The sequence below is a fragment of the Cutibacterium sp. LaCa_89 genome (assembly GCF_058177555.1).
Window position 1 is genome coordinate 1,633,074 of sequence record NZ_CP190889.1, and the last position, 15,146, is coordinate 1,648,219.

General features: G+C 63.1%; 16 protein-coding genes and 2 pseudogenes. 8 read left to right on the forward strand and 10 right to left on the reverse strand.

Features of this window, described 5'->3' with window-relative positions:
* Window positions 1-8 precede the first annotated feature (8 nt).
* A pseudogene (locus ACP8LP_RS07550) lies at window positions 9-602 on the reverse strand (endo-beta-N-acetylglucosaminidase); the annotation flags it as partial.
* 326 nt (window positions 603-928) lie between these two features.
* Between ACP8LP_RS07550 and ACP8LP_RS07555 the strand changes: the two are divergent.
* Window positions 929-1,864 (forward strand): tyrosine recombinase XerC, encoded by a 936-nt coding sequence (locus tag ACP8LP_RS07555; protein ID WP_334353358.1) that lies wholly within the window; start codon window positions 929-931, stop codon window positions 1,862-1,864.
* On the opposite strand, the pseudogene ACP8LP_RS07560 reads toward ACP8LP_RS07555, so the two are convergent.
* A pseudogene (locus ACP8LP_RS07560) lies at window positions 1,826-2,577 on the reverse strand (peptidoglycan DD-metalloendopeptidase family protein). The gene ACP8LP_RS07555 and the pseudogene ACP8LP_RS07560 sit on opposite strands and share 39 nt — an antisense overlap.
* 151 nt (window positions 2,578-2,728) lie before the next feature.
* On the opposite strand from ACP8LP_RS07560, the gene ACP8LP_RS07565 reads away from it, so the two are divergent.
* Both ACP8LP_RS07565 and def read left to right on the forward strand, forming a co-directional pair.
* A complete protein-coding gene (locus tag ACP8LP_RS07565) occupies window positions 2,729-3,811 on the forward strand; it encodes a lactonase family protein (RefSeq protein ID WP_016665754.1) in 1,083 nt (360 codons plus the stop codon).
* A 66-nt stretch (window positions 3,812-3,877) separates the two neighbouring features.
* A complete protein-coding gene (def, locus tag ACP8LP_RS07570) occupies window positions 3,878-4,480 on the forward strand; it encodes a peptide deformylase (protein WP_016665755.1) in 603 nt (200 codons plus the stop codon).
* On the opposite strand, the gene ACP8LP_RS07575 is transcribed toward def, so the two are convergent.
* A complete protein-coding gene (locus tag ACP8LP_RS07575) occupies window positions 4,464-5,303 on the reverse strand; it encodes a TrmH family RNA methyltransferase (RefSeq protein ID WP_016665756.1) in 840 nt (279 codons plus the stop codon). The two genes, def and ACP8LP_RS07575, sit on opposite strands and share 17 nt — an antisense overlap.
* 32 nt (window positions 5,304-5,335) lie before the next feature.
* Between ACP8LP_RS07575 and ACP8LP_RS07580 the strand changes: the two genes are divergently transcribed.
* Window positions 5,336-6,322, forward strand: a complete 987-nt coding sequence (locus ACP8LP_RS07580; RefSeq protein ID WP_016665757.1) for a bile acid:sodium symporter family protein — start codon at window positions 5,336-5,338, stop codon at window positions 6,320-6,322.
* Between the two features lie 4 nt (window positions 6,323-6,326).
* On the opposite strand, the gene ACP8LP_RS07585 is transcribed toward ACP8LP_RS07580, so the two are convergent.
* The 5 genes from ACP8LP_RS07585 to ACP8LP_RS07605 form a co-directional block, all read right to left on the reverse strand.
* Window positions 6,327-7,463: an MFS transporter gene (locus ACP8LP_RS07585; RefSeq protein ID WP_016665758.1), complete on the reverse strand. Its 1,137-nt coding sequence runs from the start codon at window positions 7,461-7,463 to the stop codon at window positions 6,327-6,329.
* The gene (locus tag ACP8LP_RS07590) at window positions 7,460-7,801 is read right to left on the reverse strand and encodes an ArsR/SmtB family transcription factor (RefSeq protein WP_016665759.1); all 342 of its coding nucleotides are present in this window, start codon (window positions 7,799-7,801) and stop codon (window positions 7,460-7,462) included. The genes ACP8LP_RS07585 and ACP8LP_RS07590 overlap by 4 nt, the downstream gene beginning before the upstream one ends.
* Before the next feature lie 169 nt (window positions 7,802-7,970).
* Window positions 7,971-9,239, reverse strand: a complete 1,269-nt coding sequence (locus ACP8LP_RS07595; RefSeq protein WP_004808720.1) for an SPFH domain-containing protein — start codon at window positions 9,237-9,239, stop codon at window positions 7,971-7,973.
* Window positions 9,240-9,324: 85 nt separating this feature from the next.
* Entirely contained in the window at window positions 9,325-9,789 is a 465-nt protein-coding gene (locus tag ACP8LP_RS07600) for an NfeD family protein (protein ID WP_016665760.1), read from the reverse strand.
* Window positions 9,790-9,814: 25 nt separating this feature from the next.
* On the reverse strand, window positions 9,815-10,600 hold the full coding sequence (locus ACP8LP_RS07605) for an ABC transporter ATP-binding protein (RefSeq protein ID WP_016665761.1): 786 nt from the start codon (window positions 10,598-10,600) through the stop codon (window positions 9,815-9,817).
* A gap of 113 nt (window positions 10,601-10,713) precedes the next feature.
* Between ACP8LP_RS07605 and ACP8LP_RS07610 the strand changes: the two genes are divergently transcribed.
* Window positions 10,714-11,454, forward strand: a complete 741-nt coding sequence (locus tag ACP8LP_RS07610) for an Rv1486c family protein (RefSeq protein ID WP_016665762.1) — start codon at window positions 10,714-10,716, stop codon at window positions 11,452-11,454.
* Here ACP8LP_RS07610 and fabI read toward each other — a convergent pair whose 3' ends face one another.
* Window positions 11,455-12,228, reverse strand: coding sequence for an enoyl-ACP reductase FabI (gene fabI / locus ACP8LP_RS07615; RefSeq protein WP_016665763.1), 774 nt, complete (start codon window positions 12,226-12,228; stop codon window positions 11,455-11,457).
* A 41-nt stretch (window positions 12,229-12,269) separates the two neighbouring features.
* Window positions 12,270-12,989, reverse strand: coding sequence for a beta-ketoacyl-ACP reductase (locus ACP8LP_RS07620; RefSeq protein ID WP_016665764.1), 720 nt, complete (start codon window positions 12,987-12,989; stop codon window positions 12,270-12,272).
* Between the two features lie 135 nt (window positions 12,990-13,124).
* Between ACP8LP_RS07620 and ACP8LP_RS07625 the strand changes: the two genes are divergently transcribed.
* The 3 genes from ACP8LP_RS07625 (at window position 13,125) to ACP8LP_RS07635 (ending at window position 15,132) form a co-directional block, all read left to right on the forward strand.
* Complete coding sequence (locus tag ACP8LP_RS07625; RefSeq protein WP_315968719.1) at window positions 13,125-13,412, forward strand: DUF3099 domain-containing protein; 288 nt, start codon at window positions 13,125-13,127, stop codon at window positions 13,410-13,412.
* A 71-nt stretch (window positions 13,413-13,483) separates the two neighbouring features.
* Window positions 13,484-14,314, forward strand: coding sequence for an SURF1 family cytochrome oxidase biogenesis protein (locus ACP8LP_RS07630; protein ID WP_252908560.1), 831 nt, complete (start codon window positions 13,484-13,486; stop codon window positions 14,312-14,314).
* Window positions 14,311-15,132, forward strand: coding sequence for a methyltransferase domain-containing protein (locus tag ACP8LP_RS07635; RefSeq protein WP_334338822.1), 822 nt, complete (start codon window positions 14,311-14,313; stop codon window positions 15,130-15,132). The genes ACP8LP_RS07630 and ACP8LP_RS07635 overlap by 4 nt, the downstream gene beginning before the upstream one ends.
* Window positions 15,133-15,146 lie beyond the last annotated feature (14 nt).

A 15,146-nucleotide genomic window follows, 5' to 3' on the forward strand; every position in this document is an offset into this window, starting at 1 on the left:
GAGCCAGCAAACGTGAGACCGGGACGAAACGCCGGGTCAAAGTAGATCGTGCCGATGGATTTAACACCATTGCGATGGGCAGCGTTAGTGTAGGCGGCATTCGGGATGTCGACAATACCGAACTCGAAGTTGCGGGTGCGCCAATCACTGGTGGCGGGATCATACAACGCTTCAGGAGTGCGGGCTGTCGCAGAGCCATGCCAAGGACTCCAGTAGTCCACGTACTGCCAGAAATTAAGGACATTGTTCGCAAATCCATCATTATCCCGGAAATTCCCGAAAAATGAGTTGCCGTAGTCGCCCTGCATAAGCATAACCTCGGCCTTACCGTCAAGGTTTCGGCGAATCTGAGTGCCAGAGTCGCGGGCGATGCGCGATTGCAGCGGAACCTGAGCTCGCAGATAGGAGGCGTATGGGTCAGTCTGGGGACTCCAGGTACGGATGTCTTGCAGACGATGACCGGCATTACGGGGCTGAGCCGACGCTAACACCCGATCCCCGACAGGGGCGACGCTGTCGTCAGCCTGCGCAGTCAACCCGCAGCCGACAATCCCTCCGAGTCCAACGATGACGGCCAGACCAGCAATAAGTAGTCGCTTCATAGTGGTCCTTTCAGCGGTGAAAGTAACACTACGCTAAACCGGATTAGTATATGGCGTCAAGGCCACGCCATAACTCAAGTAACATGCCAGCCAACTATCTCCGACACCTCACCGTGCACACTGGCACAGCTGATTCTTGATCCGCCCCACGCCGCGGCGTACCGATCCGTCACGTCATGGCTCCACTGCCTCCATCCGACTGTTCGATATCTCTCTCCAACCGTCCGATTCGCGAGCAATATGACCGCCATACATCTGCTCAATCCTCAACCACCTCCGCGTGTCCACTTCGTCATCCCGACAGTGACAGGCCACAGTGGGAATCGATGAATCCCCGCCCTGACTCCCCGCGCCTTCCGAGTGCGCTCTCGGTGCCCATCGAGGACTTCTCCGATCATCTCGCAACCCTGCATCGCTCCCCCAACACCATTCGTGGCTACCGGGCTGACCTCACCGACCTCATGGAGCACGTGCACGACCACGGTGTCAACTCGATCGGACACATCGATACGGCCCGCGTGCGAGCCTGGCTGGCCGACACCCGGCTGGCTGGCGCAACGGCGGCCACCATGCAGCGCCGCTGGTCAGCGGCGCGGGTCTTCTTCCGATGGGCATCCAACGAGAGGCTCATCGACGGAGACCCGACGACCGCCCTGTCCTCGGCCAAGGCTCCGAAACGTCTGCCGACCACCCTCGGCGTCGAGCAGGCACGCCACATCCTTGACGATGCGGTTGCCGAGGCGCGCAGCGATGAGTCACCGCAGGGTGCCCGTGATGCCGCCATCCTGGAAGTGCTCTACGGAGGCGGCCTGCGCGTCGGTGAGCTGTGTGGTCTGGACCTGGGTGACGTCGACCGCTCTCGCCAGACGGTGCGAGTGACCGGCAAGGGAAACAAGCAACGCACCGTGCCGATGGGAGGGCCCGCGCTGCGCGCTGTCGACGAATGGCTGGGGCGTCGTCAGGAATGGGTCTGCTCCACCTCTGGACGGGCACTCTTCCTCGGCACCCGTGGTGGTCGGATCGATCAACGAGTGGTGAGACGCATCGTTCACACCCATCTGCGAGCCGAACCGGATTCCCCCGACCTGGGGCCCCACGGACTGCGTCACGCCATGGCGACGCACCTTCTGGAGGGCGGAGCTGATCTACGAACCGTCCAGGACATGCTGGGACATGAATCACTGGCCACCACTCAGATCTACACGCACGTATCCACCGAGAGACTACGGACGGCTTTTCGTCAGGCTCACCCCAGGGCGTGACCCCTTCGGGTCACGGCCCGAGCCACCTGGTCGTCGACGAGGAGCACCCCATCACGACCGGCTCCCAGCCATGGCGGCATCAACGTACCGGCAGACCTCATACGAGGTTTCGCGCCGGGAAGCTCCAAGGGATGGCGAGGGTCCCGTCTGACCGACACCACCCGAGCTCGCCCCTGCATTGGCAGGAGACGTACCTCGGTGTCCAACAGGGTCATCGGATTCTGATACTCAGTTCCTTTCTTGAGTCCCCAGTGCAGACAAGTCCGGGAACATGGTGGTCCCACGCCCACTAGCCCAATGACCTGACCGGGAATGACGACGTCACCGACCGCCACGACAGGAACCACCGGCATGTGGGTGGTCCGCCGTCCGTCGGGCAACATGATGCTGACCACCCCGGTGCCGGCGACTTGTCCGGCGAAGACGACGACCCCAGCTGTGACGGTCCTCACCGGCTCCCCCGGCGATGCCGAGAACTCCACCCCACGGCTGCCGGGCAACCACGGCTTGGCCGGAGGATCGAACCCCTTGATGACGGGACCGGGCACGGGAGGACGCCTCCGGGCCGGCACGCCACGATCACCTGTCGGTCGTGCTCGCCACGACAGAGCTTCCGCGGACGGAGCCGCAACGCTGCGCGTAGGGGCAGGCAAGACCAACAGGCATGTCCCGATGACGATGATCAACACACTGATACAGACAGATTTCCTCACATCTTCAGTTGTCGTCCGAGCCCGCGACATCCGCCATCATCTTTCTGGCCTGTGGACAACCACACGACATTGGATGTCATTGCTTGTGGACAACCCCACGTCCTGCGTCATGTGGCCTTATGGAAGGCTCATCGTGAGTAGGCTGCCAATCATGGCCCTCACCCCAGTTCTTGCCTGCCATCGCACCACCGATGTCTCAGTTGGAGGTATCACCGCATGGCAGCTGACCGATGATTCCGACGGGCTCCACACCGAGATCGTCGGCAGCTGCCAGCTCGGGGATGCGTCCTGGGTGACGCCGCTGTACAACGTGGTTGCCGTGCTCTGCGAACGTGACAGCACCCTGTGGCTAGTCCACCCCGGACGCCAGTTCCAGGTTGTCGGAACCGTCGAGCTGGAAGGCCAATCGCCCTGTCACGGTACCGTCGATCCCACCGGTCGACTCATGGCGATCGCCGACTACGCCTCCGGTCAGGTTGAGTTCGTGGATCTGTCGGACCTGACCCGGCCGACGGTTCGTCACGTCCTGGATCTGGGCCAGGACCGCGCCTTTCCCGGCCCGCTGCCTGACCGCCAGGAAGGGCCTCACGCCCACCAGGTGACCTGGTTGGATCGCGCTCACCTCGCCGTCACCGACCTGGGGGCCGACCGTGTCTGTTTCCTGCGCTGGAGCGAGGCTGGTCCTGAGATCATCGGTTCTCTCAAGACCCCTGCCGGTATGGGCCCTCGTCACCTCACCCTCACCGAGGACGGCCGCAAGCAGATCCTGACCGTCGCCGGAGAATTGTCCGGAACGGTTAGCACTTGGTCACGGCCCACCGGACACGACATGTGGGCTCGGGATTGGCGATTCGTCACCGAGACGCCGTCATCGCGGTGGTCAAAGGTCCCTTCTCGGGGAGGTTATCCCTCCCAAGCACCTGCCCAGCCGTCTGCAATCGTGTCCTCCCCGGATGGCCAACACTTCGTCGCCAACCGTCTGGTGGGAAGTGTCGGGGTGTTGGAAGGCCGGTTCGGACGACTCGAACTGGTTGACGAATTCGACGGCACCGGGGCCAATCCGCGTGACATCACCGTGACCACGCAGGGCGGCACCCGAGTCTGGGCCGCACTGCCGGAAGAGGGCCACATCGCGATTCATTGCCGCGACGACCAGACCAGCGAGTGGCAGGTCGAGACCACCATCGACCAACCCGGGGTCATGCGGGTGCTCGTCGGCCCAACCATCGGGTGATCACGGGCACCTGCCCACTCGTGAGACAATCACCCCCGGACATTCATCAACCTCAGGAGATCAGCCATGCGCAAGCACACCCCCAATGACGACCCCCGTTGGGAGGATCTGTTCAAAGGTGGGTCCCTGCGCCGGGTCACCCGGTGGGGGGAGCCTGTTCTCCACGCCCAGACCCGCCCCGTCACCGAGTTCAACGAGGACCTGACGACCCTCATTCGTGACATGTTCACCACCATGGACGCCGCCGACGGTGTGGGTCTGGCCGCAACCCAGGTGGGGGTTGACCTGTCTCTGTTCGTCTACATCTGCCCGGACGCCGACAACATCGTCCACCATGGTGCCTTCTGCAACCCGGTCGTCACCCTGCCGGAGGGACGCGATCGCCGCCTCGAGGCGGCTGACGAAGGCTGCCTCTCCTGGCCCGGCGGATTCCAGTCCCTGGCCCGCCCCGACCTGGCCACCTGCACAGGCCAGGATCCCTGGGGCAACGACATCACCGTCACCGGAACCGGTTTCTTCGCCCGCTGTCTGCAGCACGAGACCGACCACTGCAACGGAGTCGTCTTCGGGGACCGGCTCTCCAAGCGTTCACGTCGCAAGCTCGACGAGCAGCACGACAAGGTGGCCCATCTCTACCCCGACGACTGGCCGCTCACCCCGAAGGGCTGATTCGTGAGGGCGTGACGTCCCGCAACTCGTAGCAGGCCACCGCTGCGGCTGCTGCGACGTTGAGGGAGTCCACTCCTCCGGCCATCGGGATGCGCACCACGACGTCGGCCTGACTGATCCAGTGGGACGACAGACCCGCCCCCTCAGTGCCCATGAGCAGGGCAACCTTCCGTGGGTTGGCTCGCAGGTCCGCGGAGAACTCGTCCAGGGTGACCGAGTCGTCACTCAGGGCCATTGCCGCCACCGTGAAGCCATGGTTTCGCAGCTCGTCGAGACCACCTGACCAGTCCTCGAGCCTGGCCCAGGGCAGCTGGAAGACGGTTCCCATCGACGTCTTGATGGCTCGACGGTAGAGCGGATCGGCAGCGCGGGGGGCCAACAGGACACCGTCCCACCCGATGCCTGCGGCACACCGGATGATCGCGCCGACATTGGTGTGGTCCACGATGTCCTCGCACACCACCAGTCGGCGAGCATCCGTGAGATCGGCGGCGCTCCAGCGGGTCTGTCGACACATCGACGCCAGAGCACCACGGTGGACGTGGAACCCGGTCACCTGCTCGGCCAGGGCTTCGGAGACGACGTAGACCTCGACGTCAAGGTCGTCGAAGAGATCGCGCAGACCGTCGATCCAGCGAGGAGCCAGCAGGAATGATCTGGGCGGGTACCCCGCCTCACAAGCGCGCCGGATGACCTTGGCCCCCTCCGCGATGAAGAGCCCATGCTCAGCCTCCAAGGACTTTCGCAAGTTGACATCGCGCAAGCTGACGTAGTCGGCCAGGCGCGAGTCGGCCGGATCGTCGATGTCTATGAACGTTGCCACCGCTCCAACCTACCGGTGGCTATCGTGGGCAGGTGAGTTCCGCCAAGCCACGCCGCAAGCTGCCCATCGACGGATTCGTCATCGCCATCGTCGTGACGGCCATCATTGGGTCGATCTTTCCTGCCACGGGGCCGGCTGTACCCGTCGTCGATCACGGCGTCACTGTCCTTATTTTTATCCTGTTCTTCCTCTATGGTGCCCGGCTGGAACCCCGCGAAACTCTCGACGGTCTCAAGAATTGGAAACTACAGGGAGCGATCCTGGTCTCTACCTTCGTCGTCTTTCCGCTCGTCGGACTGGCAATGCACGGCCTAGTGCCTTGGGCGATACCCAAAACCCTGTACGTCGGGATGTTGTGGATTTGCCTGGTGCCCTCGACGGTGCAGTCGTCGATCAACTTCACCTCAATCGCCCACGGCAACGTCGCGGGGGCCATCGTTGCAGCAACCACGTCGAATCTCTTGGGGACCTTCCTCACCCCCGTCCTGGCCCTCCTCATGATGTCGACGAGCGGCGGGCTGACGATTCAGGCGTCAAGCTTTCTTGACGTCATCATTCAATTGCTGCTGCCGTTTGTGTTGGGCCAGCTGTCACGTCGGTGGACCGCAGATTTCGTCACAAGGCACCGTAAGCCACTCAAATTTGTCGATCAGGGGTCAATCATCCTCGTCGTCTATTCGGCATTTTCAGAAGGTATGCGCGAGCACATGTGGTCCTTGGTGTCACCGGCATCGATGATCGTCCTGACCCTCATATGCCTGGTCCTGTTATTCTTCATGCTGTGGTTGACCTGGACAGGAGCCGGATGGCTCGGCTTCGACCGTGACGACCGCATCGCCATACAGTTTTGCGGCACCAAGAAATCGCTGGCCACCGGCCTACCGATGGCGACGGTGCTGTTCGCGGGACAGCCGGTCGGTCTCATCGTGCTGCCCCTCATGATCTTCCACCTGGCCCAGCTCATCGCTTGCGGAGTGCTGGCGGGACGCTATGCCCGCCAGCGGGAAACCACACAATGACGCGTCATGTCGACATCCGAATTCGCACAAGCTGAAGCAGGAACGCAACAATGACCGGGATTGCGGCGACATGTGCCAGGCTTTCACCGACGAATCCTTGGTCAACCAGGGCCGCGCCAGCCATCGATCCAATCGCCGATCCCAAATAATTTGCCGACGCGTTTGCGGCAACAGCTGTCGTGCCATCATGGGGATTGTCCGCCATAAGGGTGTGCTGCTGAGGGGCGAGTGACGCCCACCCCAGCATCCCCCAGCACAAAATGCTCATGGCCACAACGATGACCGATGGGTTCCAGGCCAGTATCAGGAATGCGAGTAAGAGCAATGCGGTGATCAAGGCCGTCACGACAGTCGAACGTTGTGCCGCGTCAACCACACGACCTACAAACAATGCACCTATGGCACCACCTATCCCCCACACCCATATCAGCCATACATGGGCCGAACTCAGGCCCAGGCCGTCAAGCAGAGGTATGAAATAGGTGTACAGCCCCAGTGAAGCGATCCCGGTACATAGAGTCACCAGCATGGTAACCACGTTTGACGCCTTGCCGAGAGTCGCAAAGCGTGCACCCGCAGAGGGGGTTTCCACATTCGCTATCCGGCCACGACCAAGCAGACCTATTCCCAGCATCGCGCATAGCCCGACCCCAACGATGAGGCCAAAGGTCCACCTCCACGAGGCCCAGTCAGCCACCATCAGCCCGAGCGGAACCCCAAACACAGTGCCGCATGCCAAACCCGCAAGGATCAAGGACAACGCGCGTCCCCTCCGGTCAGCCGAAACGCTGTGTGCGGCCACCGCCGACGACAGTGGAGAGTAAACACCGGACGCAGCACCTGCAAGAAGCCGCGACGCGATAAAAACTGCAACTGTCGTCGCCAATGCGGAGATGATGTTCGATGCTACGAAGAGGGACAGCGCTAGAAGGAGTGACCGAGCGGCCCGCCTGCCAGCAACACCTGCAAGAACAGGCCCAGATATCGCGTAGGCAGCTGTGAAGGCCGCAACACCCAGCCCGACCGTGCCCGAACTGCTGCCGAGATCCGATGCGATCTTGGGCAACATGCCTGCAATGACATAAGCATCGAGACCGAGGGCGACGGTTCCCACAAAATAAGGCCACAACCTGCCGATCACGAGGCTGAGTCCTCACGGGAGACGTCGACCGCCAAACCGGCAAGGACCGAGTCGAGTAAACCCGGAAAACGGTCGTTGAGGTCTCGGGCGCGCAGAGAAATCAGGCAGGACCTGCCTTGAGAGCGGGTAAAGGTGATCCCGTTCTCCCGAAGGATACGGGTGTGATACGTCAAGGTTGAGCGCGGCAGATCATCCGCCAAGTCAAGACTGTCTGCCTCCTCGACCAGCGACAGGCGGCGCACCATCTCAAGACGAATCGGATCACTCAACGCATAGAGAACCCGCGGAAGGAGAATCTCCGACGCGTCAGGATGGACATATGTTCGAGACGGGGACATGGGACTCCTCAACACGGATACGACAACTGTGCATGTTTTCTTGCACGATAATCATGCAAGAAAACATGCACAGTGTCAATGGCCCCCATCGTCGTAGCGTGCCGCGTATCGGCGCCCCGTCCGTTGATAGCAGAGAGGCCGAGGCCATCATGGCCCCGACCCAACTACCTCACTGATCCTGTGAAGGCCGCTGCCCTCCAAAGTGCTGATCACCGACGTACTGGGTGTTGGCCGGTTGATCAACCTGGTCTCCAGGAACTCCTTGTCGCCCCTGATCAGCAGCAGTCGACTCGGACTGAGCTTCAACCTGGGCAAGGGCCGAGGCGCCAGGAACCTGGCTCGGCTCCTTGTGACGTTTGCCTGACAGCCCCGGATTCTCCAGCTTGGCAGCTTCCTGAATGGCCTGTTGGACGGTGGCCTCGGAAGCCTCCTTCTCCTCAGCCTTCTGAGCCTCGATCTCGGCGAAGACGTCAACCTTCTCCGGCGCGGTGAACCGGCTCGGATCGGCGACCGAGAATCCACCCTCGTCGGACCCCTGAGGTGCACCGCCAGCCATCGATCCCAGCCCCTTGAGGGCGTCATTGAGCTCGGACGGTACGACCCAGACCTTGTTGGAGTCACCGCGAGCCAGGGTCGGCAGCATCTGCATGTACTGGTAGGCCAACAGGCCTTGGTCGGGCTGACCGGCATGGATGGCATTGAACACCGTCGTGATGGCCTGGGCCTCGCCCTCGGCCCGCAGCATCTGGGCCTGACGGTCGGCCTGGGCTCGCAGCACGGCAGCCTCGCGATCACCCTGGGCACGCAAGATGGCGGACTCCCGGTCACCACCGGCCGACAGGATCTGAGACTGACGCTGACCTTCCGCCAACAGAATGGCGGCCCGCTTGTCACGCTCGGCCCGCGCACCCTTCTCCATCGCGTCGCGGATGGTAGGCGGCGGCTCGATAGCTCGCAACTCCACGCGATTGACCTTGATACCCCACTTTCCGGTGGCCTCATCGAGGACCGACCGAAGCTTCTGGTTGATCTCCTCGCGGCTGGTGAGAGCGGCCTCCATGTCCATGCCACCGATGATGTTTCGCAGCGTCGTCATGGTGAGCTGCTCGATGGCCGTCTTGTAGGACTGGGCCTCGTAAGCGGCGCGCTCGGGGTCAACGATCTGGAAGTAGATGACCGAGTCGATGTTCACCATCAGGTTGTCCTCGGTGATGACTCCCTGCGGCGGGAAGGGGACGACCTGCTCACGCATGTCGAGGTTGTACTGCACGCGATCGATGATGGGGATGACCAGGTGGGGGCCGGGGGTGAGTCGTCGGTTGAACTTTCCGAGCCGCTCGACCAAGCCAATCTTCTGCTGGTGGATGATCTTGATGCTCGAGGCCAGGAAGGCGACGAGCAGCGCAATGATCACCAGAACCACGATGAACTGGGGCATGGAAACTCCTGCAAGGGATCTTGGACCGTGCCGGTCACAACCCGGCACCGCCTACATCATCCCAGATCAGGGGCAAATCTCCAGATCACGGACCGAGGCTCTTGAAAACTGGATATACGACGAGGGTTGTCCCGTCCACTTCGAAGACCTCAACCTTCTCGCCTGAGGCAATTGTCACGCCGGGATCGACCGACCGAGCCGACCACTCCTCGCCGTCAACCTTGACTTGTCCGTGCCCATCGGTGATCTCACTGGTCGCGACGCCGTTGGAGCCAACCAACTTGTCCAAGGACGAACGGTATCCAGGAGCCTCTCGCACCCGTCGCAACAGGGTGGGACGCAGCACCGCCAGCATGAGGATGGCAACGGCCACGGCCACGATCGCCTGGACCAGAATCATCCCCGGCAGGAAGAAAGCTGTGAGGGCACCAGCAGCCGCTCCGCCAGCCAGCATGAGCAGGGCGAAATCGCCGGTGAGCATCTCAGTGCAGGCCAGCACCGCCGAGCCGACCAGCCAGACCAGCCACGGCCAGTCCTCGAAGGGCTCCATCACGGCGTTCTCCCGTCGTCAGATATCAGTGCGCCGCGCGAGCGTTCCATCGGCCATCAACATGGCTGACGGTCAGCGGCATTCCGAAGGCACCCGAGAGAACCTCGGAGGTCAGGATCGTCTCAACTGGCCCAGCAGCCACGATGCGGCCGTCAGCCATGATCAGGGCATGGGTGACGCCAGCCGGGATCTCCTCCAGGTGATGGGTGACGAGCACTGAGGCAGGAGCATCAGGATCGGTGAAGACGGACGAGAGCACGTCAACCAACTGCTCACGACCGGCGAGATCGAGGCCCGCCGCGGGCTCGTCCAGGAGCAGCAGCTCAGGATCAGTCATGAGTGCTCGGGCAATTTCGACCCGCTTGCGCTCCCCCTCGCTGAGGGTGCCCCAGGTGCGATCAACCATGCCGACCAGACCCATACGCTCCAGCAACTCATCGGCGCGGGTGACATCCTGCTCGTCATAGGCTTCACGCCAGCGTCCGACGACAGCCCAGGCAGCCGAGACGACGATGTTCCCGACCTTCTCCTGGGCCGGGATGCGGTGTGCCAGGGCCGAGGAGGCCATGCCGATACGTGGGCGCAGCTCAAAGACATCGACGGCTCCGAGGATCTCATCGAGGATTTCGACCAATCCCTCAGTGGGGTGAAGCTCAGCTCCCAAGACCTGCAGAAGGGTCGTCTTTCCCGCCCCATTGGGGCCAACCATCACCCAACGCTGGCCTTCTTCGACGTCGAGGTCGACATTGTCGAGGATCCATCGCTCCCCGCGTCGGACTCCCACGCCTGCCAACTGCGCCACTGCACTCATGCGTATGAACTTACCTTGTGTCGGCGACATTCACTGGCTGGCGCGACGAGGTTGGCGTGGTGTTGCCGGGAACTGTGGCCTTCGATGTCATCTCAGGCGTCTAATCTGGGCAGGTGCTCGAGATCTGCTGCCGTCTCACCTGTCTGCTCAACGAACTGTGTGCCGGTCGCACGACCGCTCCCCATGCCGAGGCGGAGCTGTTGGAGATGGTGGCGGCCCACCACGTTCATGATCCTGAGGAAGTCCTCGGCCTGTCCGAGCACGATCCGCTGTCCTCGGTCCCGATACGGATGGCCCTGGCCCGGATCTCCCACGCCCCCCACGACTCCCCGGTGTTCTGGGGCCTCCTACTGCCCGCCCCCGGCCAGCTCGCCGGTCTGCGCGGTCCAGCTCGGGTCAATCACGCGGCTCTCGACGCCGGGGCTGTCATCATTTGTCATCAAGGCTCGGCTGCCGTGCCCGCCGGTACGGCGTGGATCCCCCAGCCTGTCGGTTCTGCCATGCAGTGGACTATCGCCCGAGCAGTAGCTCCGCTGTCCCCACCAACTCCCGCCGATGCGGCTCCCCTGCTTCGTTCGGCGATGACGGCCACGGCATCCCGGCTCAGTGATCTGGGCATGGTCGCCGGGGAACGTCCTGAGGCCATTGCCCCTCATCTGACCGGTCACCGCCCCTCCGACCAGAGGCTCCTCGACCCGGCATGGACCGTGTTGACCGCCTGTGACGCCGGACTCGCCTCTGCCCACCAACTGATCACGGCCCACAGCGCACACACGCGGGAGGCGGCGCTGCGCCAGTTGCGCAACGCCGCCTCCCAAGCGATCACAGCAGCCACCTCGTGGCCGCTGACCTGATCAGGCTCCAGTCGAACCCATGCCTCCGTCGACGTGGATCATCTCGCCGGTGGTGGCGGGGAACCAGTCGGACAGCAGGGCAACGATCCCCTTGGCGGCAGGAGTGGTGTCCTTGGTGTCCCAGCCGAGCGGGGCACGCTCTCCCCACAGGTCGTTGAAGGCGTCGGCGCCGGGAATGGCTGTCTTGGCCATGGTGTCCAACGGGCCGGCCGAGACGAGGTTGCAGCGAACTCCCTTGGGACCCATGTAGCGGGCCAGATAACGGTTGGCCGACTCCAGCCCAGCCTTGGCAACTCCCATCCAGTCGTAGAAGGGCCAGGAAACGGTGGCGTCGAAGGTCAGACCGACGACGGAGGCATGCTCGGCGAGCATCCCGTCGAGGGCGGTGATGAGGGAGACGTAGGAGTAGGTGGAGGTGTGCACCGCCACCGAGACGTCCTCCCACTCGGTCTCGAGGAACTTGCCGCCCAGGGCCGTCTTCGGGTTGGCGAAGGCGATGGCGTGGACGACGCCGTCGAGCTTCTCCACCCCGAGGCCGCGCAGTTGCTGGGGCAGGGCGGCGAGCTGGTCGTCGTCGGTGACGTCAAGCTCCAGCACCTCCGGCACCGGATCTAGCTTGCGCACTGCGCGACGGGTGACCCCGACCGCCCGAGGCAGGTTGGAGACGATGACCCGTGCACCCTGCTCCTGGGCGATCTGAGCCACCTTGAACGCAATCGAGGTGTGCATCGTCACGCCGGTGACGAGGATGGTGCGTCCTTCAAGAAGCCCCATGGTGATGTCCTTCCAGTCGATGGGGATGGATGTACGTGGTGTCAGTGGCCCATGCCGAGCCCGCCGTCGACGGGGATCACGGCACCGGAGATGTACCCGGCGGGGTCGGAGACGAGGAACCGGACAGCGGCGACGACATCGTCAACCGTTCCCAACCGCTTGGCCGGGATGCGCTCCAGGTAGTCCTCGACGACCTTCTCGGGCAGTTCGTCAGTCATCTCGGTGGAGATGAAACCGGGAGCGACGAGGTTGCAGGTGATGCCACGGGAACCGAGCTCGCGGGTCACGGACCGGGCGATACCGACCATGCCGGCCTTCGACGCGGCATAGTTGACCTGGCCAGGCGAACCGAGCAGGCCGACCACCGAGGAGGTCAGGACGATGCGTCCGAACCGGGAGCGAGTCATCGCCCTGGCAGCGCGACGAATGACGCGGTAGGCACCAGTGAGGTTGGTGTCGAGAACGTCGGTGAAGTCCTCCTCCTTCATACGGGCGAGGAGTCCGTCCCGAGTGATGCCTGCGTTGGCGACGAGCACCTCGACCGGGCCGAACTCCTTCTCCACCTGGCTGAATGCTGCGTCGACGGAGTCTGCGTCGGTGACATCGCAGGCGACCGGCATCACCCCCTCAGGTGCGGTGGCCGAGCGACTCGTGGCAGCCACTCGGTATCCCTGTGCGTGCAGATCTGCGGCGATCGCAGCACCGATACCGCGCGATCCACCTGTGACGAGGGCAACGCGGCCCGAGGTGTCTGGACTCATGGAATGAACCTATCGCAGGCCACCACCAAGAGCTCGGACGGTTCGACCTGATTGGCGTCGCAGACTTAGGCTGGACGGGTGAGTGACGCTGCACGTGTTCGGTGGCACAGGGGGCATCATGACTCCCGGCACTCCATCACGTCCGCGAAGAGATCTGCCAGCGATGATCTGGAGATGCGTCAGCGTCGCTATCTGTGGTCAATGCTGGTGCGAACCTTGTGCTTCATCGGGCTCGTCATCACCCCCAGTCCCTGGCGGTGGACCTTCCTGCTGGGGGCTGCCGTCATCCCTGCCATCGCTGTCGTCCTCGGCAATGCGGCGGACCGACGCACCACTGACGCCTTGCCCTCCCAGCACGCTGAGGAAAATCGCGGGGAGCTGAACCCGGCCGTGACGATCCATGGAGAGGTCGACGAGAACTGAATCCTGGGCATGGATCGGACGGCTGAGGCCTGCCAGCAGCCAACGTGGCAGGACCAACTAGGCTCGAGGACGTGAAGAAGCTGTGGGTTCGATGGGTGGCCCTGACCCTCCTGGTCATTGCGCTGGGCCTGGTCATGGTACGCCTCGGCGAATGGCAGCTGCACCGGCTGTCGGGCCGCCGCGAGGCCAATGAGATCATCCGTACCAACGAGAACAAGCGACCGGTCGAGTGGTCGACCCTCATGGGTGAGCACCCGGTGACCGCGCAGGAACAGTGGCGCCCGGCCACCATCACCGGCACCTTCGACACGGCTCACGAGCTTCAGGTGCGTTATCGCAGCAATGGCGATGATGAAGGGTCCGAGGTCGTCACCCCCATCGTCACCAAGGATGGTCAGCGCGTTCTCATCGATCGCGGCTTCCTCAAGCGATCCTCCGCCACCGGTGACAATCAGGCCTTGCCGCCAGCGCCTTCTGGAACCGTGACGATCACCGGGCGGGTCAAGGGCAATGAACACGGCAAGCCCACCGCCACCGACCCGGTACGGGGCAAGGTCAGGCTCATCAACTCCGACGCCATCGGCAAGACGCAGGGGATCACCTACGTCAACGGTTACATCACGGCCACCTCGATGGTCCCGGCCCAGAGCGGTCTTGTTCCCCTGGAACTTCCAGAACTCGATGATGGCCCGCACCTGTCCTATGCCATCCAATGGTTCTGCTTCACCGCCATCGCGGTGATCGGTCTCTTCGTGCTCATCCGAGGTGATGTCAAGGATCGTCAGAAGCGCTGGGCCAAGGCCAACCGGATCTCGGCGCCTACTGCAACCATCGACGACGAAGGCACCATCGCAGCGCCCAAGGAGTCCGGGACCACTGAGACGAGGACGACCACCAAGTGACGCCGACGTTGTCCCTGGCCCTGCCGTGGCTGGTGTGCCCGACCTGTCAACGCCGTGGCCACGAAAGACCCATGAACCTCGATGGGAGGTCCCTGCGCTGCGAGGAAGGCCATTGTCTCGACATCGCCAAACAGGGCCATGTGACGATGATGACCTCCCCGGCCGGGGCGAACGCTGACACCCCCGCGATGGTCACGTCACGTCAGCGGGTACTTGACGCCGGTCTCTTCCACGACCTTGACGGTCGTCTCACCGAGATCCTCGCCGACCGCGGGAGCATCGTCGAGGTCGGGGCTGGAACGGGACATCATCTGGCACAGGTCCTCGAAGGTCACCTTACTGCCCACGGACTAGCCACCGATGTCTCATCAGCAGCCATTCGCAAGGCAGCGAGAACCCATCCTCGGATGGCAGCTGTCGTCGCCGACACCTGGGCCGGTCTACCGATCCGCACCGGGTGCATGGACGCCGTGTTGTGCGTTTTCGCGCCGCGCAACCGCGACGAGTTCAAGCGCATACTGCGTCCCGACGGCCTCCTCGTCGTCGTCACTCCCCTACCCGAGCATCTGCACCAGTTGCGCGAGGTGACCGGGATGATCGGTATTCAACCCCACAAGCATGACGAACTCGTGGCCGGTCTGGAATCACAGTTCAAGATTGCCGGACATGAGGAGATCAGCACCGTCGTCGGCCTCGACGGGCCGACGGCCTCAGACGTCGTCGCGATGGGGCCCAGCGCCCACCACGTCCAGGACGTTCATGTGGATGCGGTGGAAGTCACCTCAGCGGTGGAGATCACCACCCTGGTCCCGCGCTGATCACGGTCGACGCG

Coding starts and splice junctions, on each gene's coding strand:
- ACP8LP_RS07555 (WP_334353358.1), top strand. CDS start 929: ATGAATCCCCGCCCTGACTCCCCGCGCCTTCCGAGTGCGCTCTCGGTG.
- ACP8LP_RS07565 (WP_016665754.1), top strand. CDS start 2,729: ATGGCCCTCACCCCAGTTCTTGCCTGCCATCGCACCACCGATGTCTCA.
- def (WP_016665755.1), top strand. CDS start 3,878: ATGCGCAAGCACACCCCCAATGACGACCCCCGTTGGGAGGATCTGTTC.
- ACP8LP_RS07590 (WP_016665759.1), bottom strand. CDS start 7,801: ATGTCCCCGTCTCGAACATATGTCCATCCTGACGCGTCGGAGATTCTC.
- ACP8LP_RS07595 (WP_004808720.1), bottom strand. CDS start 9,239: ATGCCCCAGTTCATCGTGGTTCTGGTGATCATTGCGCTGCTCGTCGCC.
- ACP8LP_RS07600 (WP_016665760.1), bottom strand. CDS start 9,789: ATGGAGCCCTTCGAGGACTGGCCGTGGCTGGTCTGGCTGGTCGGCTCG.
- ACP8LP_RS07605 (WP_016665761.1), bottom strand. CDS start 10,600: ATGAGTGCAGTGGCGCAGTTGGCAGGCGTGGGAGTCCGACGCGGGGAG.
- fabI (WP_016665763.1), bottom strand. CDS start 12,228: ATGGGGCTTCTTGAAGGACGCACCATCCTCGTCACCGGCGTGACGATG.
- ACP8LP_RS07620 (WP_016665764.1), bottom strand. CDS start 12,989: ATGAGTCCAGACACCTCGGGCCGCGTTGCCCTCGTCACAGGTGGATCG.